The sequence below is a fragment of the Alteromonas sp. AWJ4_199 genome (assembly GCF_056159165.1).
Map to the genome: position 1 here is coordinate 1,233,683 of NZ_JBSWUR010000001.1, position 22,069 is coordinate 1,255,751.

Below are 22,069 nucleotides of genomic sequence, written 5' to 3' on the forward strand. Positions count from 1 at the left end.
AATGGCTGTTTTTATCTAAATTAAACACGTTGGTTAAGTTAAAAGCAGTGTCTAGGAATAAACGCAAAAAATGAACTACCAACCGAAACTGATAGTTCATTATTAACAATTGCTAGCTATCGATAGTTGATGGCTGAGTTACCTTAAAAACGGTAAGAAGCTGTAAGCGACGCAACGTCGCTTTCGATATCGCTATCAATATCTGTTTCATAGCTTGCCGATACAGAGAATTGTTCATTCACCCAGTAATCTAAAGCAACCCCTGCTGTTTTTAAGTTGTCAAAGCCATCTGGCGCATTGGTATAGCTATAGCTGCCTTGAACACTTAAACCTGGGCTAAAGAAGTAACGCGCACTTCCAGATAATACATCAACATCATCGGCAATGTATTGAGCAGTGAAGTCCCAACCGGTCCCCCCATTGCCTACTGTGGTATAGCGAGTGAAAACTAGAGGTGAAGTTTCATTCTCGCTTTCGCTGTAACTTTCTCCACCGGCATTAAAGTCGTACGTGGCACGCTGATAGATGACACCTGCGCCTATTTGCCATTGGCGTGATAAGTTAAACCCTACTTTTAAATCGATATTGGTGTAATCCTCATCGCCAAAGTCGTCGTCAAATTTACTATGGGCACCTTCAATGGCTAGCATCCACGTATCGTCGAAATAAAAGGTGCTACCTAAGTTAAACACATCGATACCGTCTAAATTAGCGTACCCACCAGACAAACTTGATACACGCTGAAGATATGGGTTAATTAAGTAGGCGCCGCTGTTACCACTCACCTCGTCAAGGTAGCGCACATATCTAGCACCGTAGAGGTTGTCATCCAGCCCCTCAAAATCAACGGTGGTTACTTGTACTTCGTTTTGTGTCGCTGCATGCGCTGCTGATACTGCAAATACTGAAGCCGTAATAAGTGATAGTGCAGTTAGCGTTGTTGAAAGTTTATTAGATTTGATGTTCATGTCTTTTGTCCTTAAAAATGTGTTGGGAACGACGTGTGAAACCATTACGCATAAGATAAGGCATTAAAACTTAACGGTTTCTGAACGAAACATGACGAAGTCTGAACGTGAATTTTAGGTACAAAAAAACCCGCAACTTTGCGGGCTTTTAAACTTCAAAATGAGGGAGCGATTACGCGTTTGGCGCCGCTTCAGATGCTGCTTCTTCTGCTTTAACCGCAGAAAGCTGCATGCTGCGAATTGGGTTTTCTGTGTCGTTAGAAAGCTCAACAAGGCGGTTTAGCTGACCCACTGACATCATTACCGCATAAATTGCACCTAGGAAGCCTTGCTTGTGTAGCTCAAGCACCTGCTCTTCTGGCAGCTCAAGAAGCTTCTTCTCGTTGATGCTCATCATGCCGGTAACATTGCGCTGTTTACCATCTTGGTAAGTAAGGCGAATTTGAATTGGATCAAGAAGGTCCAGTTCAACGACTTTCGCAACAAAACGCTGAGTTAGCATTTCGCTATTCGCAAGGTCTGCTAGGAATTTCTGACGGTTATCTAGGAACTCGCTTGCTTCACCCGCTTCAGTGAATAGCGCTTGGCCTTCGTCAGAAATAAGTTCAGAGTTTTCATCAATGTAAACGCCAAGCTTGTCGCCGTCTGGACGCACGTCGAATGGATAGCGAAGGATGTTCATTGGAACGTGAGGGCCTTTCCAGCTGTCGCCAGTTAGAAAAAGGTTTTGACCTTGTTCCATACCAAGCATAGTCACAACGTGGTGACGCTTTGATGTAGTGTCTTCAATGAACACTAGCGGCATTGTCGCAGCTAGTTGTGCAAATTCACGGATCGTTGCTGCTGCAAGGTGTGTATTTTTCGCAAAGCTGAAAGATGTATTTACCGCAACCTTTAGGTCTTTATGCTTTTCTTTATCTAGCGGTACAAAATTAATAGCCATATTTATTTCTCATACTTGTTAGCTGTGGCCCCGGCTTGATTATGTGAGAAGAGCGGGTGCCACTAAAAAATTACGTCGGCCGCGCTGATGCATAGTAGTCATCGATAATTGGCGGAGCGCTTGGGAGTATCCCGTATTCGCGCAATGAAGTCACGCAGTCTTCACCATAACAAGTTTTAAATTTTTATTGCAATGTAAACTTGAAGTAAACAAGCACAAGCGCTCTAAAAATGAGCAATATCGACTAATTTAGGGGTTCACGAGATCAATCTGAGGTTAATGCGTAGCAAGTAAAAGCCTATTGTCGCGGTGTGCATTATCCTTTAGTCTCGTATTGCTATTAAGTTAGCGATTGTTGACCTAAGCGACAAAAAAACAAAATAAGGATTTTCTATGAAGGGGCGCTTCCCACTCTCATCTTGCGCAATACTTATCTCTGCGCTTTTTGCTTCACACTCTTCTCTTGCTAAGAGCTCAACTTATTCAGCATCTGAAAAAGCTATCACGATCGCACAAGAAACCATTATTGTAGATGGTCACATCGACGTTCCCTATCGCGTAAAGGAAAAGTGGGTGGATGTTACTAAAGCCACTGAAGGTGGAGACTTTGACTACCCTCGCGCAGTTTCTGGTGGCCTGAACGCCCCCTTTATGAGTATTTATGTACCTGCCAGCTTGGACAATTCGCCTGAATCTACCCAACTTGCCCATGAGCTCATCGATTCAGTAGAAGCCATTGTTGCCCGCGCCCCGGATAAATTTGCCATTGCTAAAAGCCCTTCTGATGTAAAAGCCCAATTTGAAAAGGGGCTAATTTCACTGCCAATGGGTATGGAAAATGGTTCTCCTATTCAAGGTGACTTAGCAAATTTAACGGCTTTTTACGAGCGCGGCATTCGCTATATTACCCTTGCTCATAGTCAAGCCAACCACATCTCTGACTCTTCGTATGATCTGCGTAGAAAATGGAAAGGCTTAAGCCCGTTTGGTAAAACCCTAGTGGGCGAAATGAATAATATAGGTATCATGTTAGATATTTCTCATGTTTCTGATGACGCTTTTTATCAGGTTATCGAGCTAACAAAGGTACCAGTTATAGCATCGCACTCTTCACTGCGCCGATTTACACCTGGCTTTGAGCGCAACATGGACGACGAGATGATCAAAAAACTCGGCGAAAATGGCGGTGTAATTATGATTAACTTTGGTTCAAGTTTTGTGTCTAAAGAAGCGGGCAAATGGCGTAGTGGCCTTACTGCAGCGCGCAAAGCCTTGGTTGAAAAAGAAGGCGAAGACAGCCCTAAGTTAGAGAACTTTGAAGAGAATTATCGCAAAGAAATGCCTTACCCTTATTCAACCCTTGATGAAGTGCTTGACCATATCGATCACGTGGTAAAACTGATTGGTGTTGATCACGTGGGTATTGGTTCAGACTATGACGGTGTAGGTGACTCTTTACCCATTGGACTTAAAGACGTAGCGAGTTTTCCAAACTTAGTACAAGGATTGCTGGATAGAGGTTATAGCCGTACCGACATTGAAAAGATATTGAGCGGAAACCTTTTGCGCGTTTGGCAACAAGTGGAAGATTATGCGGAAAAGCACGCGGAAGAGCATTAATCGGGCAACACTTTAAAAATGAAGCGTAGGGAAGCGTGTTATCGCTTCCCCATGCTTTATCTAGTCTATTGCACTTTCAATCTTGCACTTTCAACTCCATTATTTCTTGCATGACACAATTAAGTAAAACGCGCTTGGTAATACCAACAGCGTTAATACCAGTGCACTCGCCATACCGCCTACCATAGGCGCCGCAATTCGCTGCATCACCTCACTTCCGGTTCCAGTGGCATAAAGCACAGGCAACAAGCCAACAATAATAGAAAGCGATGTCATCATAACAGGGCGAAGCCTTGCCGAGGCGGCATGGACAATAGCCTTTTTCACAAGCTCATCTTTTTTGGTGTTGCCACTTTCTGTTGCGTGCTTAGTAAGTGCTTCTGATACATATTGGTTTAGATAGACCAGCATGATAACGCCTATTTCTACCGCTACACCTGCTAAGGCAATAAACCCTACGCCTACCGCCACCGATAGATTAAAATTAAGAAGATAGAGCAACCACACACTGCCCACCAGCGCCAAAGGTAGGGTAGCAAGTATGAGCGCCACATCGCGAAGGCGTTTAAATGCCAGATAAAGCAAAAGGCAGATAATGGCTAATGTTAGCGGTATAACCACCGACAGTTTTGCTTTCGCGCGCTCAAGGTAAGCAAACTGCCCCGCCCACGTAATGGAGTATCCAGTCGGTAAATCTAAATGGTCTGACAAATAGCTTTTCGCGCTATCTACATAGCCCCCTAAGTCAACGCCCGTGGCTGAGTTTGACGATATATCAACATACACCCACCCATTTAGTCGGGCATTTTCGCTTTTAATTCCGGCTGGTCCGTCGTCAATACGCACAGTTGCCACATCGCCAAGAGTAATGTGAACACCGCTTGGCGTAACGAAAGGCATGGATGCTAAAGATTCAGGCGTATCGCGGTAGTGCTGTAAAAAACGCATGGCGATAGGAAAACGCTCACGCCCTTCCACTGACTGTGTAACTACTTTGCCGCCCACTGCCGAAGCTAGAATGCTGTGAACATCGTCTATCGTCATGCCGTAACGCGCCGCCAACTGCCTGTCGATATCGATATAAACATAACGACCACCAACCACCCGCTCAGCATATACAGATGCTGTGTTGGGCAGGTCTTTAAGCAGTGTCTCTATATCCTTTCCAATGGCTTCAATACCTGCTAAGTCAGGCCCCGCAATCTTGATCCCAACAGGTGTTTTTATCCCGGTTGCCAACATGTCGATACGGGTTTTAATTGGCATGACCCACGCATTGGTCAGCCCAGGAAATTGCACCAGAGCGTTAAGCTCTTCTTTGAGCTTTTCAGTGGTCATGCCCGCCCTCCACTGCGCTTTCGGTTTAAGCTGAATGAAGGTTTCAATCATCGTCAATGGTGCAGGGTCTGTGGCCGTATCTGCGCGTCCAATTTTTCCGAATACCGTTTCAACCTCGGGCAAGGTTGCAATAAGCTTGTCCGTCTGCTGTAAAAGCTCTCTGGCTTTACCCACTGAAATACCCGGATAGGTAGTAGGCATATACATCAAATCGCCTTCGTCCAGTTCGGGCATAAATTCACTACCTAGTTGGCTTAACGGCCAGTACATGGAAAGCAACAAGCAAAATGCTCCCAACAAGGTGCTCCGTGGGTAGTTAAGCAACCGCGTCAGCAATGGTTGATATACGCGCTTTAAAGCTCTATTTACCGGGTTCTGGGCTTCAGATCGTATTTTTCCGCGTACAAAATAACCCGCCAGCACAGGAACTAAAGTAATTGCCAGCGCCGCAGCTGCTGCCATGGCATAGGTTTTGGTAAAGGCAAGAGGCGCAAAAAGACGCCCTTCTTGCGCTTCCAATGCAAAAACAGGAATAAAGGATACGGTTATAATTAGGAGCGCAAAGAATAAAGCTGGGCCAACTTCGGTGGTCGACTTAATCACCAGTTCCCAACGTTTGGCTGCCGAAAGCTTTGCAGATGTTGGCGCAGAGGCTGGTATAGATGTTCGCGCTTGGGCACTCCCTGCCCCCACCTGACTTGCTACCCCCCTTTGACTTGCTACCCCCCTTTGACTTGCTGAATCCCTTTGACTCGCTGAGGCTCCCTGACTTGATGAAACAGCATGCTGATGAATGTGCTTGTGTAAATTTTCAACCACAACAATAGCGCCATCCACCATTGCACCAATAGCGATAGCAATGCCACCTAAAGACATGATGTTGGCATTAAGTCCCTGCAGCTTCATTACGATAAAGGCGGCGAGAATACCAATAGGCAAACTGATTAGCGCAACCATTGATGAACGTATGTGAAACAAGAAAATAGCGCATACCAAACCAACAACCAGCAATTCCTCAACTAGCTTATTGGTGAGGGTATCGACGGACTTATCAATAAGGGTAGAGCGATCGTAAACGGGGACTATCTTCACCCCTTCCGGCAAGCTCGCTTTTAATGAATCCAGCTTAGCTTTAACCGCATCGATAGTGGCTTTAGCGTTTTCGCCATAGCGCATAACTATAATGCCACCTACGGTTTCGCCATTCCCGTTTAGTTCAGCAATACCGCGGCGCATCAACGGGCTTTCTACCACTTGTGCTACATCATTAATCGTTATGCTAACGCCGTCTTTGATAACGCCTGTGGGCAACGCCAGTATGTCATCAATGTCCTGAATATAGCTTTGCGCGCTAACCATGTACTCTGCCTCGGCCATTTCAATAACCGAAGCGCCTGACGCGCGGTTACCCCGTTTAAGGGCAATTTCTATCATGGATGGCTGGATGTTATAGGCACGTAATTTTTGAGGGTCGACAATAACTTGGTATTGTTTAACCATCCCTCCAACAGACGCAACTTCAGATACGCCTTCAACTGACTGTAGCTCAAACTTCAAGAACCAGTCTTGCAACGCCCTTAACTCACCAGCATCCAGCGCATTTGGCTGACTAGCATCGTTTTCCAACGCATAAATGTAAACCCAACCTACCCCTGTCGCATCTGGACCTAGCTGGGGTGTCACGCCTTCTGGAAGTTGCGAAGACGCCTGGCTTAGGTATTCCAGAACGCGGCTTCGAGCCCAGTACATGTCTGTATCGTCATCAAAGATTATATATACGTAGGCATCGCCGAAGAATGAATACCCTCGCACCGTCTGTGCGCCAGGCACTGACATTAGCGCAGAGGTGAGAGGAAACGTCACCTGATCTTCCACCACTTGCGGTGACTGACCGGGATAGTTTACTTTCACTATAACTTGGACATCAGATAAATCAGGGATAGCATCAACGGGGGTGTTTTTCACCGCCCAAACACCCGCAATACTGAGCATAATAGCGCTCAGCAATACCAGTATTCTATTGTTTACCGACCAGCGAATTACAGATTTAATCATGGTGCATATGCTCCTTATGATTTATCGATTTTTGTTCTGCCGACTTATGCTCTATTGATTTATGCTCCATAGATTTATGAGCCATTGACTTACGAACCGTGGACTCATGAGCATCGCTTTGCTCTCCGTCGCCCTTCCGCTCGCCCGCATTATGATTATGATTGCTGTGACCTGAGTCATGCACCATGTCATTGTCCATTGCATGTTCACTGTGCTTTCGCATATCAATAACCGTGAATTCTTCGCCAGTTACAAAGGTGAACATGATGTCGTCACCTTCACTAAACTGAGATAAGTCAATATGCTTTGATACCGCAAATGACATTGTCGCAGGTCCCCGTCCCCATTTTTCAATCGGCCCGCGAGCGATCACTAACCTTGCGTTATTCGAAGCGCCATTCGTTTCGGCGTCAGCTGGCAATTCAATTGCCTCAATAGTACCTGTTGTCGTGGCCTGGTGATCGGGCGCTTTCATTCGCTCAAAGTCACTGCTTTTCGACGACTCTGAATCAATCAAAAATTGCGCTGATACCACAACATCATCCTCTGGCAGCAAGCCTTCGACGACTTCAAAATGTGTACTATCGCTTTGCCCCAGTGCTACGCGTACTGACTTAAAGTTGCCATCGCCATCACTGAGTACCACTTTTGCGCCCTCAGCCGTGCGAATAACGGCACTACGAGGAACCAGTAACGCCGCTTTACGTTGAGTAGGCTTTATTCCAACGTGGGCAAACATATTAGGCTTTAACGTGTGGTTGCTATTGTTTAGCGGTATGCGCACTTTCAGGGTTCGGGTTGTTTCTGACAAAGACGGATAAATATACTCTATGTGACTTTCCCATTTAGCACCTGACCCATGGGTCATTTCATCAAGGGTAACCACAGCGCTATTATGAGGCGCTATGATTTGCGCGTATTTTTCAGGTACCTCAGCAATCACCCACACCGTATCTAGCTGTGCGATGCTCATCAAGGTTGTCCCGGGCTGAACGTAAAATCCTTCCCTGATATTCAGCGCTTCTACCACACCGCTTTGCGGCGCGTTAAATGTGACGGTTTGTGTTACTCGTCTAGTTTTTTGCAATGCTTCAATAACGCTCTTTGATAGCCCCAGAGTTCTTAGGCGCTCGGCTGCGCCATCAATTAAACGTGCGTCTCCTCGCTTAATAGCTAAAACGTATTCTTCTTGTGCGCTAACTAATTCTGGCGAATACAGGGTATAAAGTGCCTGTCCTTTTTCTACTTGCTCACCTTGAGATTTAATGAAAAGCCTGTCGACCCAACCTGATACTCTAGGGTGGATGTGCACAATGCAATCTTCATCGTAAGCAACGTTGCCCACCGCCGTTACGGTCTGTTGAAGTGTTCCAATGGTAACGGGCGCGACTTTAACACCTATATTGTGCTGTATATTTGGCGCAATCATTACGGTACCAGGCGTACGCTCATTACTTTTCGCAGATGTTGCTTCGTCAGTGGCGTATACTGGCACCAAGTCCATTCCCATCGGTGACTTTCCCGGTTTGTCACGGCGATAGCTTTCATCCATAGGCGCTACCCAATATAAAGGGGCTTTATTGCCTGCTTCGTCGCTTTGGGCACTTTTCTCGCTGTGGGCACTGACTCCGCTGTGGGCACTTTCACCATTTCCGTGTTTTGATGAATCAGACAACAATAGTGAGGCCAAGCCGAACGCTAACAGGCCGCCAAATAGCAGACCTACTAGCAAACCTTTTATTAGCGTGCTTTTTGTATCTGGAGCAGGGTTAGTTGAAGATGTCATATTAACTACTCATTATTCGAAAAATGGGCGTGAGTGGGCAGGTACAAATAAGCAAGTGACGCCAATGTTCTGGCGCGCTCGATGTCGATTTTAAGTAAATCATCCTGTACCTGTACTTGCTTGAGGTTGGCATTGACAACATCACCGATATCACCGGTGTCTGTGGTATAAGCTGCCAGTTCAGCTTCAGAAAGTTGCTGTGTTTCACCAATTAACGCCGTTTCATAAAGCGCTTTGCGCTCACTTAGCGCTGACAAGCGTGATTTAAGCACCTCTGCATTCGCGGCAAGCTCGTTCACTTTCAAGCGGAAATCCGTTTCAGACGCACTCATTTTGGAAGCCGCCGCGGCTATTGAAGCGTCTTGACGAGATTTGTTAAAAAACGGAAGGTCTACTTGAACACCCAATGACACAAAATCAGCTCGGCTTGCGCCATTTTGCGCGTCTTGTCTGTATCCATAACTTGCTTCAAATGCCCACTGAGACTTGGTTTGCTCTCGCGCTATGTTCACATTTTGCGCTTCTATCTGGGTCTGAATTTGAAGCAGCATAGCCTCAGGATGATGCTGTAGAATTGAAAAAGGCTCACTGCTCTCAATAACCGTTAAGAACGAAGAAAGGCTGAGGTTGCTGTCGTTTAAGATAGCATCGAGCTCGATACGCTTTGGATAAGAAAGCGTTGATTCTTGCGTTGATTGAGCCAGCGGTGCGCTTACAGAGTCATCTAGCGGTATGATTACAGAAGCATCTAGCGGCGCACCGAACCATTTTGAAAGTGCAGATCTCGCTTCATTTTTTTGCTGGTAGGCCTGCACATATTTGTCGTCTAAAGACAACAATGCCAAGCGCACTTGCAGTATGTCTTGCTGCGCCGCTGCACCAACGCCTTGACTGTATCTGGAGTCAGTAAAATCGAGAAGCTGTGTTAGCAATGATTTCTCTTTGTCTAGTAAGTCAAGGCGATGCGTTGCATAAACCCAGTCTAACCAAGTAAGCGTGACTTCACGTTTAAGCCACGCCTTTCTAGCTTGATTCTGCACCGACATTTGGTCAGCCATAACCTGATACTTTTGCTGGCTGTAAAGGTTTTCATTGCCTCGCGGTAACTGCTGCTTCAGCCCAACTTTAAATTGCGTCATAGGCTCTTGGTCAAATGCGAAGCCATCGGTAGGCAAGTTTTGTACAGACGCCGAAATCTGAGGGCTTGTCCAGTATGATGACGCCTCAGCTTCTGCATTAAAGCTATTCTTGCGATGCACATTCCCTTTAAGCAAAGGGTCGTGTTGAATTGCTAACTGCAGCGCTTGTTCTAAGCTCAGCGGTTGTGCCTTAGAAGGCTTGATAAATAGGAAAAAAGAAGTAAGCACGAAAAATACGATAAACACTGTGCTCGCGCTACAGGGCCTATCAGCGCTAACGCCCTCTTTATTAGATACCAAATAAATGCTCATGGATAACATCACTTTTCAAGGGTAATGCGTGTTGAATTCGCTTGCTTTTCGTTGCCTTTGAAAAAGGAAGTTAACAAAAAAACGTTCCACGCGTTACAGAGATAAAAAGGTAAGAGGCACTTTAAATCGAAGTAAGGACTTCGTTAGATAAAATACAGCTCCTATGCGAAACAAATCCGCAAGATAGATCTATGCTGTGAAAAGCGATTTAGGTGGGCGAAACTGCCCAAAATGAAGGGTTTTGCACTGCCCTAAAACAGGTGCAGTGGCCGCCATTCTCGCCACCGATATTTCGGTCTCGAAAGTAGGCTGAATAAGCGCACCAGCGCTAAGATTAAAACAGTGGTCGGATGGACAACTACATTCATCCTTGCAGCAAGACATATCGCTCATCTGCGTTGCTTTCACGGTATTCACGCCTGCACCGCTGACGTGGACGCCATTGACTTGGGCAGGCTCGCTCATGTTGTGTTTAGCACTTAAATCCGCATGTTGTGATGACAACTCATGTTGCTGACAATGTGTATTAGCAGACTCAGGTGATTGAACTTGATGATTAGCATGAGGTGAATCCGACTGCGGTGTCATCACCGACATTGAATGGGCATGTTCGTATGAATGTTCAATAGATACAGCGCTGCCTGACGACACAAGGGACATCATTAAAAACAGTGTAAGAACCCACGAACTTGCGTTCGTCGATTTATACCCTTTAAGCGCTAAACCAAACCGAAACTTTCTCAAAGACTGTACTCAGAAAAGTGCTATTTATTCACACAATGCAACGAAATAATAGCGTGATGTCACCGACCAGTAAAGCCAGCTGTTAATGTCGCTAAGCCAGGGCCGGTTGATCTAGTTGTACACCAAAGGTCAACAGGTCCCAGTAATTTATTTAAACTGCGACAAATAATCTTTCAACATCAAGTCCATGGTCGAGAACAATGGGTTTGCTTTAGGTACCGCGCACTCTTCTTGCTGATTAACCATGCTTGCGTTGAAATTCATTTTATTGAGCAAGCTTGTATTCACAACTAAATCTGCATGGCACAATCCGTACGATTCATCGATAACGAAAAAGGTATTTGGACCTTTACTTGCTTCCATTAACTGCTCTATTCCTAGAATTGGCGTAGTTACATCAGCTTTAGAATGAGCGGCAAACAGGGGCACTTCCACCTGCTGCCCTTCTTCAACTTTGTCGCGAATAGTGTTAATTAAGTCCATCAATTCCAACCCAGCTAAACCCGCCACGTTAGGGTATTTGTAAGGATTAGGGCCATGGGTTTGATAACTTCCATCAATCACTCGTGCTAAAAGTTTAATGCCCCAAATTCGAGACATACTTTCAGCGTTGTCAGATAACGCCAGCGCACCAGAAAATAACATTAAACCGTCGATGTTGTTTACATCATTACTAGCTTCATCAAGATAGTGCTCTACCGCTAATGCCCCCCCCGTAGAAAAACCGCCAACAAGTAGAGTGTCACCCATGCTATCGGCTAAGTCGATAACTTCATCGACGTGTGCCTGCCAGCGTTCAGCTAAATCCCAGTCAGACATGTCATCATCGGCATCTCGTTTACCATGCCCAGGCAAAAGCGGCACGACTACAGTAAAACCCTGTTCAAATAAGATGTTGGCGATTTCACGCATGAAGAAAGGTGAGTCGCTTAAACCATGGATAAGTACTGCCACTTTGCTGCTTGATTTGTTGGTCAGCATGAAAGGTGAGTTTCCTTCATTACGCAATACGTTACTGCAAACAGAAAAGCGATTGAGTGCTGTTTCTCTACACGGCTGGGTTTGCCCCCATTCTTTTTCATAAAATGCTTTGAACTGATTTTGCAGATCTGAAAAACTTCTGCTTTTCATTTCGCTTGTATCGGGTATCGACACATTTGCAGCTATCGCCATATTTGCACCTAAAAGCGCAACAATACCTATGAGCATTTTTACAAAAAACTTCGATGACACCATTATTCTCCGCTACGGATAATTAATAAAAAACGGGAGCAGTTTACCATGCTCCCGTTTCTTGTGACGATTAATACGTATATTACGTTAGCTAAAGTAAACCTCTAGGTCGTCAGAACCACCAATGTGCTTACCGCCAATGAACACTTGCGGCACGGTTTCACGACCGCTAATCGCCGTTAAGCTGGTTAGAGAGGCATCTTTGCCCAACACGATTTCTTCGTACTCGTAACCTTTTTCATCAAGCAGTTTTTTCGCTTTAGCACAGAAAGGACAACCCGGTTTTGTGATAATAGAAACAGGTGCGTTAGTTTGCTCTTCTGGCGCAATGTAAGCCAGCATGGTATCTGCATCTGACACTTCAAACGGGTCGCCGGCAACATCAGGCTCAATAAACATTTTGTCTACCACGCCGTCTTTCACTAGCATTGAATAACGCCAGCTTCTTTTGCCAAAGCCTAGGTCCGCTTTATCTACCAGCATACCCATGCCGTCGGTGAATTCACCGTTGCCGTCTGGAATGACTGTAATGTTCGCGGCTTCCTGATCTGCGGCCCATGCGTTCATCACGAAAGTATCGTTTACCGATACACAAACAATGTCATCAATGCCATGTTTCGCAAACTTTTTTGCTAACGCATTATAACGCGGCAAATGCGTGGACGAGCAAGTTGGTGTAAATGCACCTGGCAAAGAGAATACCACTACATTTTTGCCAGAAAATAATTCATCTGTCGTTTTCGTTACCCATGCATCTCCTTCTCGACATGGAAATGACACGCTTGGTACTTTTTGGCCTTCTTTGGAAGTGAAGCGACTTTCTGACATAACAACCTCTTACCGATGATTCTGATGTTAATCTATGTATAGAACTAGAAGACTAGATTGAGTTTTCACACAAATCAATAGGTATTATCTTACATTCGTAAATATCGATTTTGATGCTGAACCCAACTAATACTCTGCCTATGCTTTTGCTAAAGGTTAAGTACGATCCAGATATGAGGTGCGGTCCACTTAACGCTTGGCATTTTAACGTAAGGCGATATTCGAGGATTATCATTATGATTATTTTGGTTGGTGGGGAAAAGGGCGGTAGCGGAAAAAGCTGCTTGGCACAAAACATTGCGGTTTACCTTCGCACAGAGAAAGGTGCCAAGGTGTTAATGGTCGATTGTGACCCGCAGCGAACAACGTCAGACTGGATCCAAGAACGAAAAGCGAATCCTCGTCTTGCTGAAATAAACTGTGTTCAGTTATATGGAAAAATACGTAATGAGTTACTTAGCCTTCGACAACACTACGATTACGTAGTCATTGACTGTGGTGGTCAAGACAACTTAGCGTTACGCTCATCAATGGCTGTCGCAGATCACATACTGATTCCGCTAAGACCTAAACGTCGCGATTTAAAAACGGTGCCTCATATGGAAGATATTTTATCTACATGTAAGATGGTTAACCCAAAAATGAATGCAGCATTTGTCATTACACAATGCCCTTCTCTTCCTACTCTGGCTAACCGCATTTTAGAGGCAAAAGAAGTGTGCCGCTCATTCGGAATACCGGTCTTAAACTCTGTTACTTTTAGCAGAAACATGTACGATGACTCAGAAGAGTCGGGGCAGTCAGTAATCGAAAGTGAGCCTGAAGGTAAAGCCGCGACGGAAATAAGAACCCTGTTCGAAGAGTTACTAGCTGGCAAAATGGAGGATGCTTATGAGTTTAATCAACCTCAAAAAGTCGAAGTCTTTAGCTAAGCCCAAGCTTCGCACTGTAGAAGATTTCATAGATGACGCCTTGCTTTATGCCCAGGGTAAAGTGAATAAACAGCAAACATCTGCTGCAAAAAACGAGTTAAAAAATGCGCTTACAGATTGCGTTGTACCAATAAAAAAACGTGCTAAACCAGAAGGCATGCGACACGCCACCTTTACGTTGACGCCGCAATGCATTGAAAAGCTCGCAAAAACAGCCCAGAAGACAGGCAAGGCTAAGTCTGCGTTGATTCGAGAATGGATTGAAAAGAACAGCGAAAAACTAGACTAAAACATAAATTAACATGCATACTAAAACCTTTTTACCCTTCACAATTATCATGGTGCTAGGGCGAAAGCCTGTTGAGATACTCAACAATAAAATATTCTGACAGCGTATGGGAGATACAACAGAATGGGCGGTGGAGGATTGAGCACAGTGCGCGTGCTAATGTGTGCCCTGCTATTTGCTATGTATCTTATGCCGGTTAAATCGGTAGTGGCTACCAATCTAATTAATAGCGAAATCAAACACGTTGAAAACCTTCTAAAAACAAAACAATACAACGATGCTGACAGTACGGCGCTTTTGTTGCTAGAGCAGGCCTTGCAACAACAGCAGGTATCCGCCGATGCTTTTTCAACGCTTGGCCAACTACTTCAAAACTCGTCTCGCTTTGAAGTATCAAAGTCTATTTTTAACGCTGCGCTTGAGCGTTATACCTTTGAGGGAAAGCTCAATAAAATTGCATCGACGCTTCTTCAGCTTGCTACTTCCGAGAGGAATTTATCTAATTACTCTACCGCAATGACTTATGTCAGACGCGCCATGTCTATTGCGCAAATTGAACAAGATGATTTCTTAAAAGCACGATTAAACCTTGAACTTGGCATAATTCGACAAGAGCAGGGGGAAATCGAAACTGCTCTTGAACCGTTAAAGCAAGCCCTACGTCACTTCCGTGAAAATAATATGGCTATTGAAATGAGCCTTTCGCTTCTTCGTATTGGTGAAATTTATAGTTTGCTCAATCAAGCGGCCCTAGCCCGTACTTATTACCAAGATGCATTTGATAGCATTGATAACACAGGTACGCCCATATTACTTGGTATTATAAAGGCACGTATGGGTGAATTGACGCTGAAAACAGGTGACATTAAGCAAGCCATAGAGACTATTAACGAGGCTCTGACTCTTCTACTTTCTACCAATGACGTTGGTGCAATTGCCCAAGCAAAAATGTTAATGGGCAAAGCGCTTGTAGAAAATGGCGATATTCCGAAAGGTAGAGACCTCCTAAAAGAAGCCATGCAATTCGCGAGCTCATCGGGCCAAGCCAAATTAATGAAAGAGGGACGGCTGGCCCTTTCACAAGCCTACATGAAAGAACAGAGCTTTGAACTGGCTTTAGCAGAAGCTCGAACGGGTACCATTGATGCGCGAAAAAATAGGGACATTCGCGGGCAGGTAAATTTTCTCTCAATACAGCTAAGTGCCTTTGTTTCACTCGGAGAGTTTAAAAAAGCGTTGGACATTCAATCAGTCATTCAACAGCTACGCGAAAGATTACTGGACTCAGAAAACAAGTCCGCCATAGAAGGGCTTCAAGCTGAAATCGAACTTGTGCGCCAGTCTCGTACACTAGAAAAGTTAGAAGAATCAAAGCAACTTGTGCTTGCTCAAGCTGAGCGTGAAAGCTTACAAACCACCTTATTTTGGAGTGTATCCTTAGCTGCTCTGTTGCTGACATTTTTAGTCTGGAGTCGATACAAACAACGCCAACAAACCATTATTCTGCGCCGTGAAGTTAGACGGCAAACGTTGATCCTCCAAGAAAAAAATCAGGAGCTCGAAAGAGCCTACAAGACGCTTGAAGAAGTAAGCTTACGCGACCCCTTAACTGGGTTATACAACAGGCACTATCTTGAGTCACAACTTCCGGGTGAAATTAGGCGCAGTCAATTTTCAGCAAAACAAAATACAGATGCAAATAAAGCTAAACAAGACTTGCTTTGCTTGCTTATTGATATCGACCACTTTAAACGCATCAACGACGACTATGGCCATATGGCGGGTGACAAAGTGTTATCAGCATTTGCTAACGTATTAAAAGAGGTATTCCGACAAACCGATCTTATTATTCGGTGGGGCGGTGAAGAGTTCTTAGTCGTATGTCGTCAATCAAATAGAGAAGAACTGCCAGAATTGGCGGAGCGCTGCCGGGAAATGGTGGCTCACACTTCTTTTGATATTGGCATAGAAGAACCTATCAATATTACCTGTAGTATAGGCTTTTCATTGCTTCCTCCTGACAAGCAAGATGATTTTGATGCTGCATGGGAGCGTACATTTGCTGTAGTAGATTACGCGCTTTACGCCGCTAAACTTTCCGGAAGAAATGGCTGGGTAGGCATAATAGAAACACTAACAAGCCCAAGAACTCACCCTACGTTGTTAGATACTAGGTTCAATTTCCCTGGTTCAAGAATTGCCACATCATTCAACAATGTGGCAAGTATCAAGTGGCCAGATACCCTCGATAAATAGCAGTAGAGGAAGTGAGATATGTATAAAGGAAGCTGTAGCTGTCAAGCCATTCAATATGAAATTGAACACCTCGATGAATTAGAAGCCGACAATGAAACTCTGACTCAAACAGATACCAGTAAACTGAGTATGACGGTTGAAAAAGAAAGGCTTGTGATCGACTGTGCTCCTTCCTCGTTAGCCAAATTGCATGAAGCTAATGGTGAAACGCATCACGTATGTAATGTGTGTGCAAGCGTCATTTTTGTAGAACTTAGCCCAAATAAAGTACAACTTGAAGTCACGTTTACAGGTCATGACGCGCTAGCGGAGCCACATCGTCAGTTTGTGGTTTAAAAACGTTTGCACATATTGTTTAGTTTGTCACGGCTTAATAATTGGGATGAAAAATTACTCTTCCCAGTTATTAAGCGCAAATTCAGATAATAAGTGGAAGATGCAATTACCTGCATTTAATCGCTACTTTTAATATCTTCCATGTGGTATTTGTCAATAAGCGAATACAAAGTTGGTCGCGTAACGCCTAGCAGTTCTGCCGTTTTAGACATATTCTTGTCTGCTTTTTGATAGGCCCTGCGAATAGCTCTACTCTCTGCAATCTCTCGCACTTCGCGTAGGTTCAACGTTTCAGGTTCATCATGGGCACCTACTGGCATTAACCCTAGGTCATCAGGCTGTATTACCGTACCTTCAGCCATAATTACCGCTGACTTGAGTTTATTTTGCATCTCACGAATGTTGCCCGGCCATTTGTGAGCTAACATGGCATTGACCGCCGTTTCGGAAAAGCTCTTGGCTTTGGCTTTGAATTCTTCGCGATAAATATTTAAAAAGGTACGAGCCAGCAAAATAATGTCTTGATCCCTTTCCCGCAGCGGCGGGATCATAATAGGCATTTCACCCACTCGGTAATATAAATCTTCCCTAAAGGTTTCTTGCGCTACCATAGCCTGCAAATCTCGGTGAGTCGCACAGATAACCCGTATGTCTACAGGAATTTCATTGCGTCCACCTACGCGCTCTATCACTCGCTCCTGCAAGAAGCGGAGCATCTTAGCTTGTAGCCCTATTGGCATGTCCCCTATTTCATCGAGAAACAAGGTACCGCCTTGCGCCGTTTCAATCTTGCCTATAGTGGTTTTATTCGCGCCGGTGAATGCCCCTTTTTCATAACCAAACAACTCACTTTCTAATAGATTCTCGGGTATTGATGCACAGTTAATCGCCACAAATGGTTTATCTTTTCTTGGGCTGTGTTCATGAATACTGCGCGCAAATACTTCTTTACCCGTACCACTTTCACCAAGCAGTAACGTGCTGATATCGGTATTGGCAATTTTCTCAGCCCGGCGCACCACTTTTTGTATAGCCTCGCTATTGCCGACGATCCTCGACATACCTGAGCGGGTGCGCGATAGAATACTGTTCTCATGCTCTAACTTCGACAAGTTCAAAGCACGATTGACCAACAGTTTAATGGTGTCAGAATCGATAGGCTTTTGATAAAAGTCGTAGGCACCAAAATCAATGGCTTTAAGCGCATTTTGTTTATCACTGTTGCCTGTCACCACGATCACCTTGGTTCTCGGCGCTAACGCGATGATGTCATGAAGAATTCGCAAGCCCTCTGAAGCATTAGCGGGGTCTGGAGGAAGCCCTAAATCTAGAGTAACCACCTTGGGCTCAAAGCGACGTAGCTGCGCAATGGCAGAAGTATGATCGTCAGCAAAAACAACATTGTAATCAGTAAGACTCCATTTAAGCTGTTTTTGAATACCTAAATCATCATCTACTACCAAAATGGTATCGGTCATCTCATCATCCTATTAATCTACTTCATCCGTCCAAGGAATGTGGATGTAAAACTCGGCCATCCACTTTCTAATTAGTTATATTATCCTATAGGAAAATACAGCGTAAAACAGCTACCACGCCCCGGTTCACTTTGCACAGTCAACTTGCCGCCAATAGACTCAATATAGGTTTTTGCGTCATAAGCTCCTATTCCCATGCCCGCATTTCCCTTTGTAGTATCGAAAGGCTTGAACAAACGGGTTTCGATAAACGTCTTATCCATTCCTACACCAGTATCTTCTATCATAACAAGCTGGGTATTAGTGTCTGAATTAGCAGTAATCACCACATCTACTTCACCATCATCGCCCGTTGCTTGCTGTGCGTTGCTAATTAAATGATAAAAAACATTGGCCACTTTTTCTCTATCTATCACCACAGGTGTCTCTCTAAGCACATGTACCTTAGGTAATGGATGCAAACCCGAACAGCGGTTACTCACCACATCTTTTGCAATATCTGATAATAAAAGCTCGGTGTTAACCCCTTCCTCTACCGCTTTTTTGTCGGTCAGTTGCTTGAGCATTTTTTCCATTCTTGACTTAGAGTGCTCTAAGGTTTCGAATGTGTCGTCAATAAATTCAGGATTATGCTTATGCTGTTGAGCGTTAGCTAAAATAAGATCGACCTGAGCAAGTACATTTTTTAAGTCATGTAATACAAAAGCTGACATGCGATTGAACGCAGCAAACTGTGCATTCTCAGCGACAACTTGGGCAGCTTCATGGTGCTGCATATACGTGCCTACTTGCTCAGAAACAGCAGTAAGGTAATCTTTCACTTCCCAATTAAGGCTAATCTTTTCTTTATCGCCTGACGTCAGCACGGCAAATCCCCACAACCCCCCATCTTTTAAGAAAGGAACAAAAAGTTGATAGCCCCACTCTTCAAGAGCTTTACGGTCTAATTTTAACCCTTCGTAGTCAAATGGCTTCACCAAATAAGCATCGGTATCAATGATCCATCCATTCTTGTCGCTATATTGCGCTAGGCTCTCTAAAATGGTGCAAGTCGCATTATTGTTGCTCTTACTTGATGAGCCAGAAATAGAAGAAGCTTCTGCAACACATTCATAGCCATTTGAGGTTACTTTGAAAAGTTTGCCAGATTCATACTGAATAGCATTCAGCATACCCGTTAGCCCAGCGTGAAACACATCGGAGGAAGTATCGCCAGCGCGCGTAAGCCATTGCGTTAATCTCACCCACTCAACACGATAGTCAAATTGGTTGGCAAAAAAGTGCTTAGTAATAAAGACTTTGATTTTGTTACGAAAAGCATTTGATAAAAACACGGTAGCCAATAGAGCAAACGACATCACCACGAGGATAATTTGCACGGTAGCGCCCCAATTACCGCCCATGTAGTTTATGGCATACCCTGCTACGGCCATGACAAAAAGGTAGCCACCTGCCACTAACAACAGTGAACTGTGTAAAACCACATCACGGGAAATAAATATATCAATTCCCCAATGGTGAATACGCCTAATCGAAATCACCAACAAAGGCATCAACAAAAAGTAGATATACCCGCGCGCAGCGATGTAACCAATTTCAACTTGGTTGACCATAGTGGCATTCGCGTAGGTCACAAACTCAAACAAATTTGTAGCGCCCAAATAGATAATGAGTGGTTTAAATGCCCACTGTTCCTTTCCGGCCTGTCGGTAGACGACTTCTAAAAGTACAAGGACTTCCAAAGAAAGTACAATCAGAATAAGAAAGCTCCACGCAGGGTTTACGGCCAATAAATAAGGGGAAAGCAGTGCGACAAGTGCAGGAGCAATAATAATAAGAGTTATCGGGCGTTTTAATACAGCGGCAATGTTACTGAAGTTAGTCTGAATACATGCTGACAAAAACAACAGCCAAGCTAGCTGTTTTATTACATCAACGCTAAGTAGCCAGTGAAGGGAAATGGGGCCAAAGATCGAGGTGATCAAGCTTGTCGACCATATCACTGTCGCGGCCGCAGCTAACACAAGTAAGTGTTTCGCTACCCCAGGCTTTCGAACGGTTAGCAACAACAATAATAGAGCTAAGTGCGCCAGGCTATTTAACCCATAGCCTACATCTGAAATCATCCTTTTATCTTACCTTAGTTATCATTACCTAAACGTTTGCAACGCGTTACACGAATACTACTTTTTTCATACTGTTCTTCTAATTGCTGCTTACTTCTAGGCAGCGCACTCATTCATACTATGATGTCGTTAAAGTTATTGTGCTATCAAATTGGTTTGGAGCCTGGCGTACCAAATAAGCGTGTTAAAAGGCAATACAAGCCAGTGCTCTATACATAATTCAAGAAAATCTGCGTTCAGCAGTTTACCTTTTACGTATGACTAACGAGCCAATTGAATACCCCGCGCCGAACGAACAAAGAACACCCACATCTCCTGCGACAAGATCTTCATGATTTAAACCGAACGCAATCACAGACCCCGCTGAGGCCGTATTAGCATATTCGTCTAATACAATTGGCGCTTCTGTGCGGTCTGCATCGCGCCCTAACAACCGCTTGCAAATCAAAGTGTTCATGTTGATATTGGCCTGATGCAGCCACCAACGCTTAACATCTGATGGTGCAATACCATGGCTTGCTAGATGTGCTTCAATATGAGCTGCCGCTAACGGGCATACCTCTTTAAATACTTTGCGTCCGGCTTGGTGAAATAGCTTATCAGGGCCGTAGGGGTCAACATCTTCAGCACGCGTCATGTAGCCAAAATTTGAACGAATATTGTTCGAAAATTTCGTCAATGCCTTAGTACTTAGCACGTCATATATGTGCTCGCTCTTCGCTGTTTCAGCAAACTCTAAGACGGTTGCCGTTGCTACATCGCCGAAAATAAAATGACTATCGCGGTCGGCATAGTTAATTTGTGGCGACACTAATTCTGGGTTAATCACCAATACACGGGTCGCATTGTTAGCGCAAAGCATTTCATAAGCGCGATGCATGCCGAAGGTGGCAGCTGAACACGCTACTAACATATCAAAACCAAAACCTTCAATATTCAATGCGTCTTGTACTTCAATAGCAATAGCGGGGTAAGCACGCTGGGTATAGGCACAAGATACAATGACAGCATCAATATCCTCAGCACCTACATTAGCTGACGCTAGCGCTAACTTGGCAGCCTCTACGGCAATTTCAGCCTGGTGAGAAAGTTCATCATCAGCTCGTGGCACAATTTTGGGCTTCATTCGAGAGATGTCTAGCGCACCTTCTTTTTGATAAATATAACGACTTTTTATTCCCGACGCTTTCTCGATGAATTCTGCACTTGAGTGAGGCATTGCAGCCACTTCACCTGATTCTATTTGCGCTTTATTTTCTTCATTAAACGCATCGGCATAAGCATTATAACTTTCTACCAATTCTTCGTTGGTAATACTTTGTTCTGGGTGCCACACACCCACACCACTAATCACAACTTGCTGAGACATAGGCATTCTCTATTATTTGATAGCACTACGGTGGTATTGAGCATTGCGTTACTCTGTGTCCTAAACGCATCTATACCAGTGCAATTGAGCCTAATCGTATTTACTTTTAAAAATACGACTGCGTTTTATGGCTTATAGCTTACCTTAATCCTTAAACGGTGTAACCATAGCGAACGAAAGGAAAGCTCTATTCCTCTGTTTAACATCAGTCCGCATAGACAATTGTCCACTCAGCGAGCCTTAAAATGTTCGCAATCGCTGCGTGTTGCCGCAGGTATAGTGGTTCTAAATCAAGGTGACACAACAAAGCTTAAGGA

General features: G+C 44.5%; 16 protein-coding genes. 5 read left to right on the plus strand and 11 right to left on the minus strand.

The annotated features are described in order from the left end of the window. Positions 1-143: 143 nt before the first annotated feature. Positions 144-968, minus strand: a complete 825-nt coding sequence (locus ACXAER_RS05385; protein WP_474827312.1) for a hypothetical protein — start codon at positions 966-968, stop codon at positions 144-146. Between the two features lie 172 nt (positions 969-1,140). Then, a complete protein-coding gene (locus ACXAER_RS05390) occupies positions 1,141-1,911 on the minus strand; it encodes a SapC family protein (RefSeq protein ID WP_474827314.1) in 771 nt (256 codons plus the stop codon). Between the two features lie 393 nt (positions 1,912-2,304). On the opposite strand from ACXAER_RS05390, the gene ACXAER_RS05395 reads away from it, so the two are divergent. Next, positions 2,305-3,531, plus strand: coding sequence for a dipeptidase (locus ACXAER_RS05395; protein WP_474827316.1), 1,227 nt, complete (start codon positions 2,305-2,307; stop codon positions 3,529-3,531). Between the two features lie 99 nt (positions 3,532-3,630). Here ACXAER_RS05395 and ACXAER_RS05400 read toward each other — a convergent pair whose 3' ends face one another. From ACXAER_RS05400 to ACXAER_RS05425, 6 genes are all read right to left on the minus strand, one after another. Beyond that, on the minus strand, positions 3,631-6,924 hold the full coding sequence (locus ACXAER_RS05400; RefSeq protein WP_474827318.1) for an efflux RND transporter permease subunit: 3,294 nt from the start codon (positions 6,922-6,924) through the stop codon (positions 3,631-3,633). Beyond that, the gene (locus ACXAER_RS05405; protein WP_474827320.1) at positions 6,917-8,710 is read right to left on the minus strand and encodes an efflux RND transporter periplasmic adaptor subunit; all 1,794 of its coding nucleotides are present in this window, start codon (positions 8,708-8,710) and stop codon (positions 6,917-6,919) included. Before ACXAER_RS05405 ends, ACXAER_RS05400 begins: the two co-directional genes overlap by 8 nt. A 5-nt stretch (positions 8,711-8,715) precedes the next feature. After that, positions 8,716-10,161: a TolC family protein gene (locus ACXAER_RS05410; RefSeq protein ID WP_474827322.1), complete on the minus strand. Its 1,446-nt coding sequence runs from the start codon at positions 10,159-10,161 to the stop codon at positions 8,716-8,718. 189 nt (positions 10,162-10,350) lie between these two features. Beyond that, positions 10,351-10,905 (minus strand): hypothetical protein, encoded by a 555-nt coding sequence (locus ACXAER_RS05415; protein ID WP_474827324.1) that lies wholly within the window; start codon positions 10,903-10,905, stop codon positions 10,351-10,353. A gap of 147 nt (positions 10,906-11,052) precedes the next feature. Beyond that, positions 11,053-12,141, minus strand: coding sequence for an alpha/beta hydrolase (locus ACXAER_RS05420; RefSeq protein ID WP_474827326.1), 1,089 nt, complete (start codon positions 12,139-12,141; stop codon positions 11,053-11,055). Positions 12,142-12,225: 84 nt separating this feature from the next. Continuing rightward, positions 12,226-12,966, minus strand: coding sequence for a glutathione peroxidase (locus ACXAER_RS05425; protein WP_039218689.1), 741 nt, complete (start codon positions 12,964-12,966; stop codon positions 12,226-12,228). Between the two features lie 236 nt (positions 12,967-13,202). Here ACXAER_RS05425 and ACXAER_RS05430 point away from each other — a divergent pair, with 236 nt between their 5' ends. The 4 genes from ACXAER_RS05430 to ACXAER_RS05445 all read left to right on the plus strand — a co-directional run bounded on the left by ACXAER_RS05430 (position 13,203) and on the right by ACXAER_RS05445 (position 16,779). Then, a complete protein-coding gene (locus ACXAER_RS05430; RefSeq protein WP_474827329.1) occupies positions 13,203-13,898 on the plus strand; it encodes an AAA family ATPase in 696 nt (231 codons plus the stop codon). Further along, positions 13,858-14,187: a replication protein RepA gene (locus tag ACXAER_RS05435; RefSeq protein ID WP_474827331.1), complete on the plus strand. Its 330-nt coding sequence runs from the start codon at positions 13,858-13,860 to the stop codon at positions 14,185-14,187. Before ACXAER_RS05430 ends, ACXAER_RS05435 begins: the two co-directional genes overlap by 41 nt. 147 nt (positions 14,188-14,334) lie before the next feature. Next, on the plus strand, positions 14,335-16,443 hold the full coding sequence (locus ACXAER_RS05440) for a tetratricopeptide repeat-containing diguanylate cyclase (protein WP_474830510.1): 2,109 nt from the start codon (positions 14,335-14,337) through the stop codon (positions 16,441-16,443). Positions 16,444-16,461: 18 nt separating this feature from the next. Then, on the plus strand, positions 16,462-16,779 hold the full coding sequence (locus ACXAER_RS05445; protein ID WP_474827333.1) for a GFA family protein: 318 nt from the start codon (positions 16,462-16,464) through the stop codon (positions 16,777-16,779). A gap of 116 nt (positions 16,780-16,895) precedes the next feature. Here the strand turns inward: ACXAER_RS05445 and prsR are convergent, their stop codons facing one another. The 3 genes from prsR to ACXAER_RS05460 form a co-directional block, all read right to left on the minus strand. After that, entirely contained in the window at positions 16,896-18,257 is a 1,362-nt protein-coding gene (gene prsR, locus ACXAER_RS05450) for a PEP-CTERM-box response regulator transcription factor (protein ID WP_474827335.1), read from the minus strand. A gap of 80 nt (positions 18,258-18,337) precedes the next feature. Further along, entirely contained in the window at positions 18,338-20,383 is a 2,046-nt protein-coding gene (prsK, locus tag ACXAER_RS05455; RefSeq protein ID WP_474827337.1) for an XrtA/PEP-CTERM system histidine kinase PrsK, read from the minus strand. A 244-nt stretch (positions 20,384-20,627) separates the two neighbouring features. After that, positions 20,628-21,752, minus strand: coding sequence for a beta-ketoacyl-ACP synthase III (locus ACXAER_RS05460; RefSeq protein WP_474827339.1), 1,125 nt, complete (start codon positions 21,750-21,752; stop codon positions 20,628-20,630). Positions 21,753-22,069 lie beyond the last annotated feature (317 nt).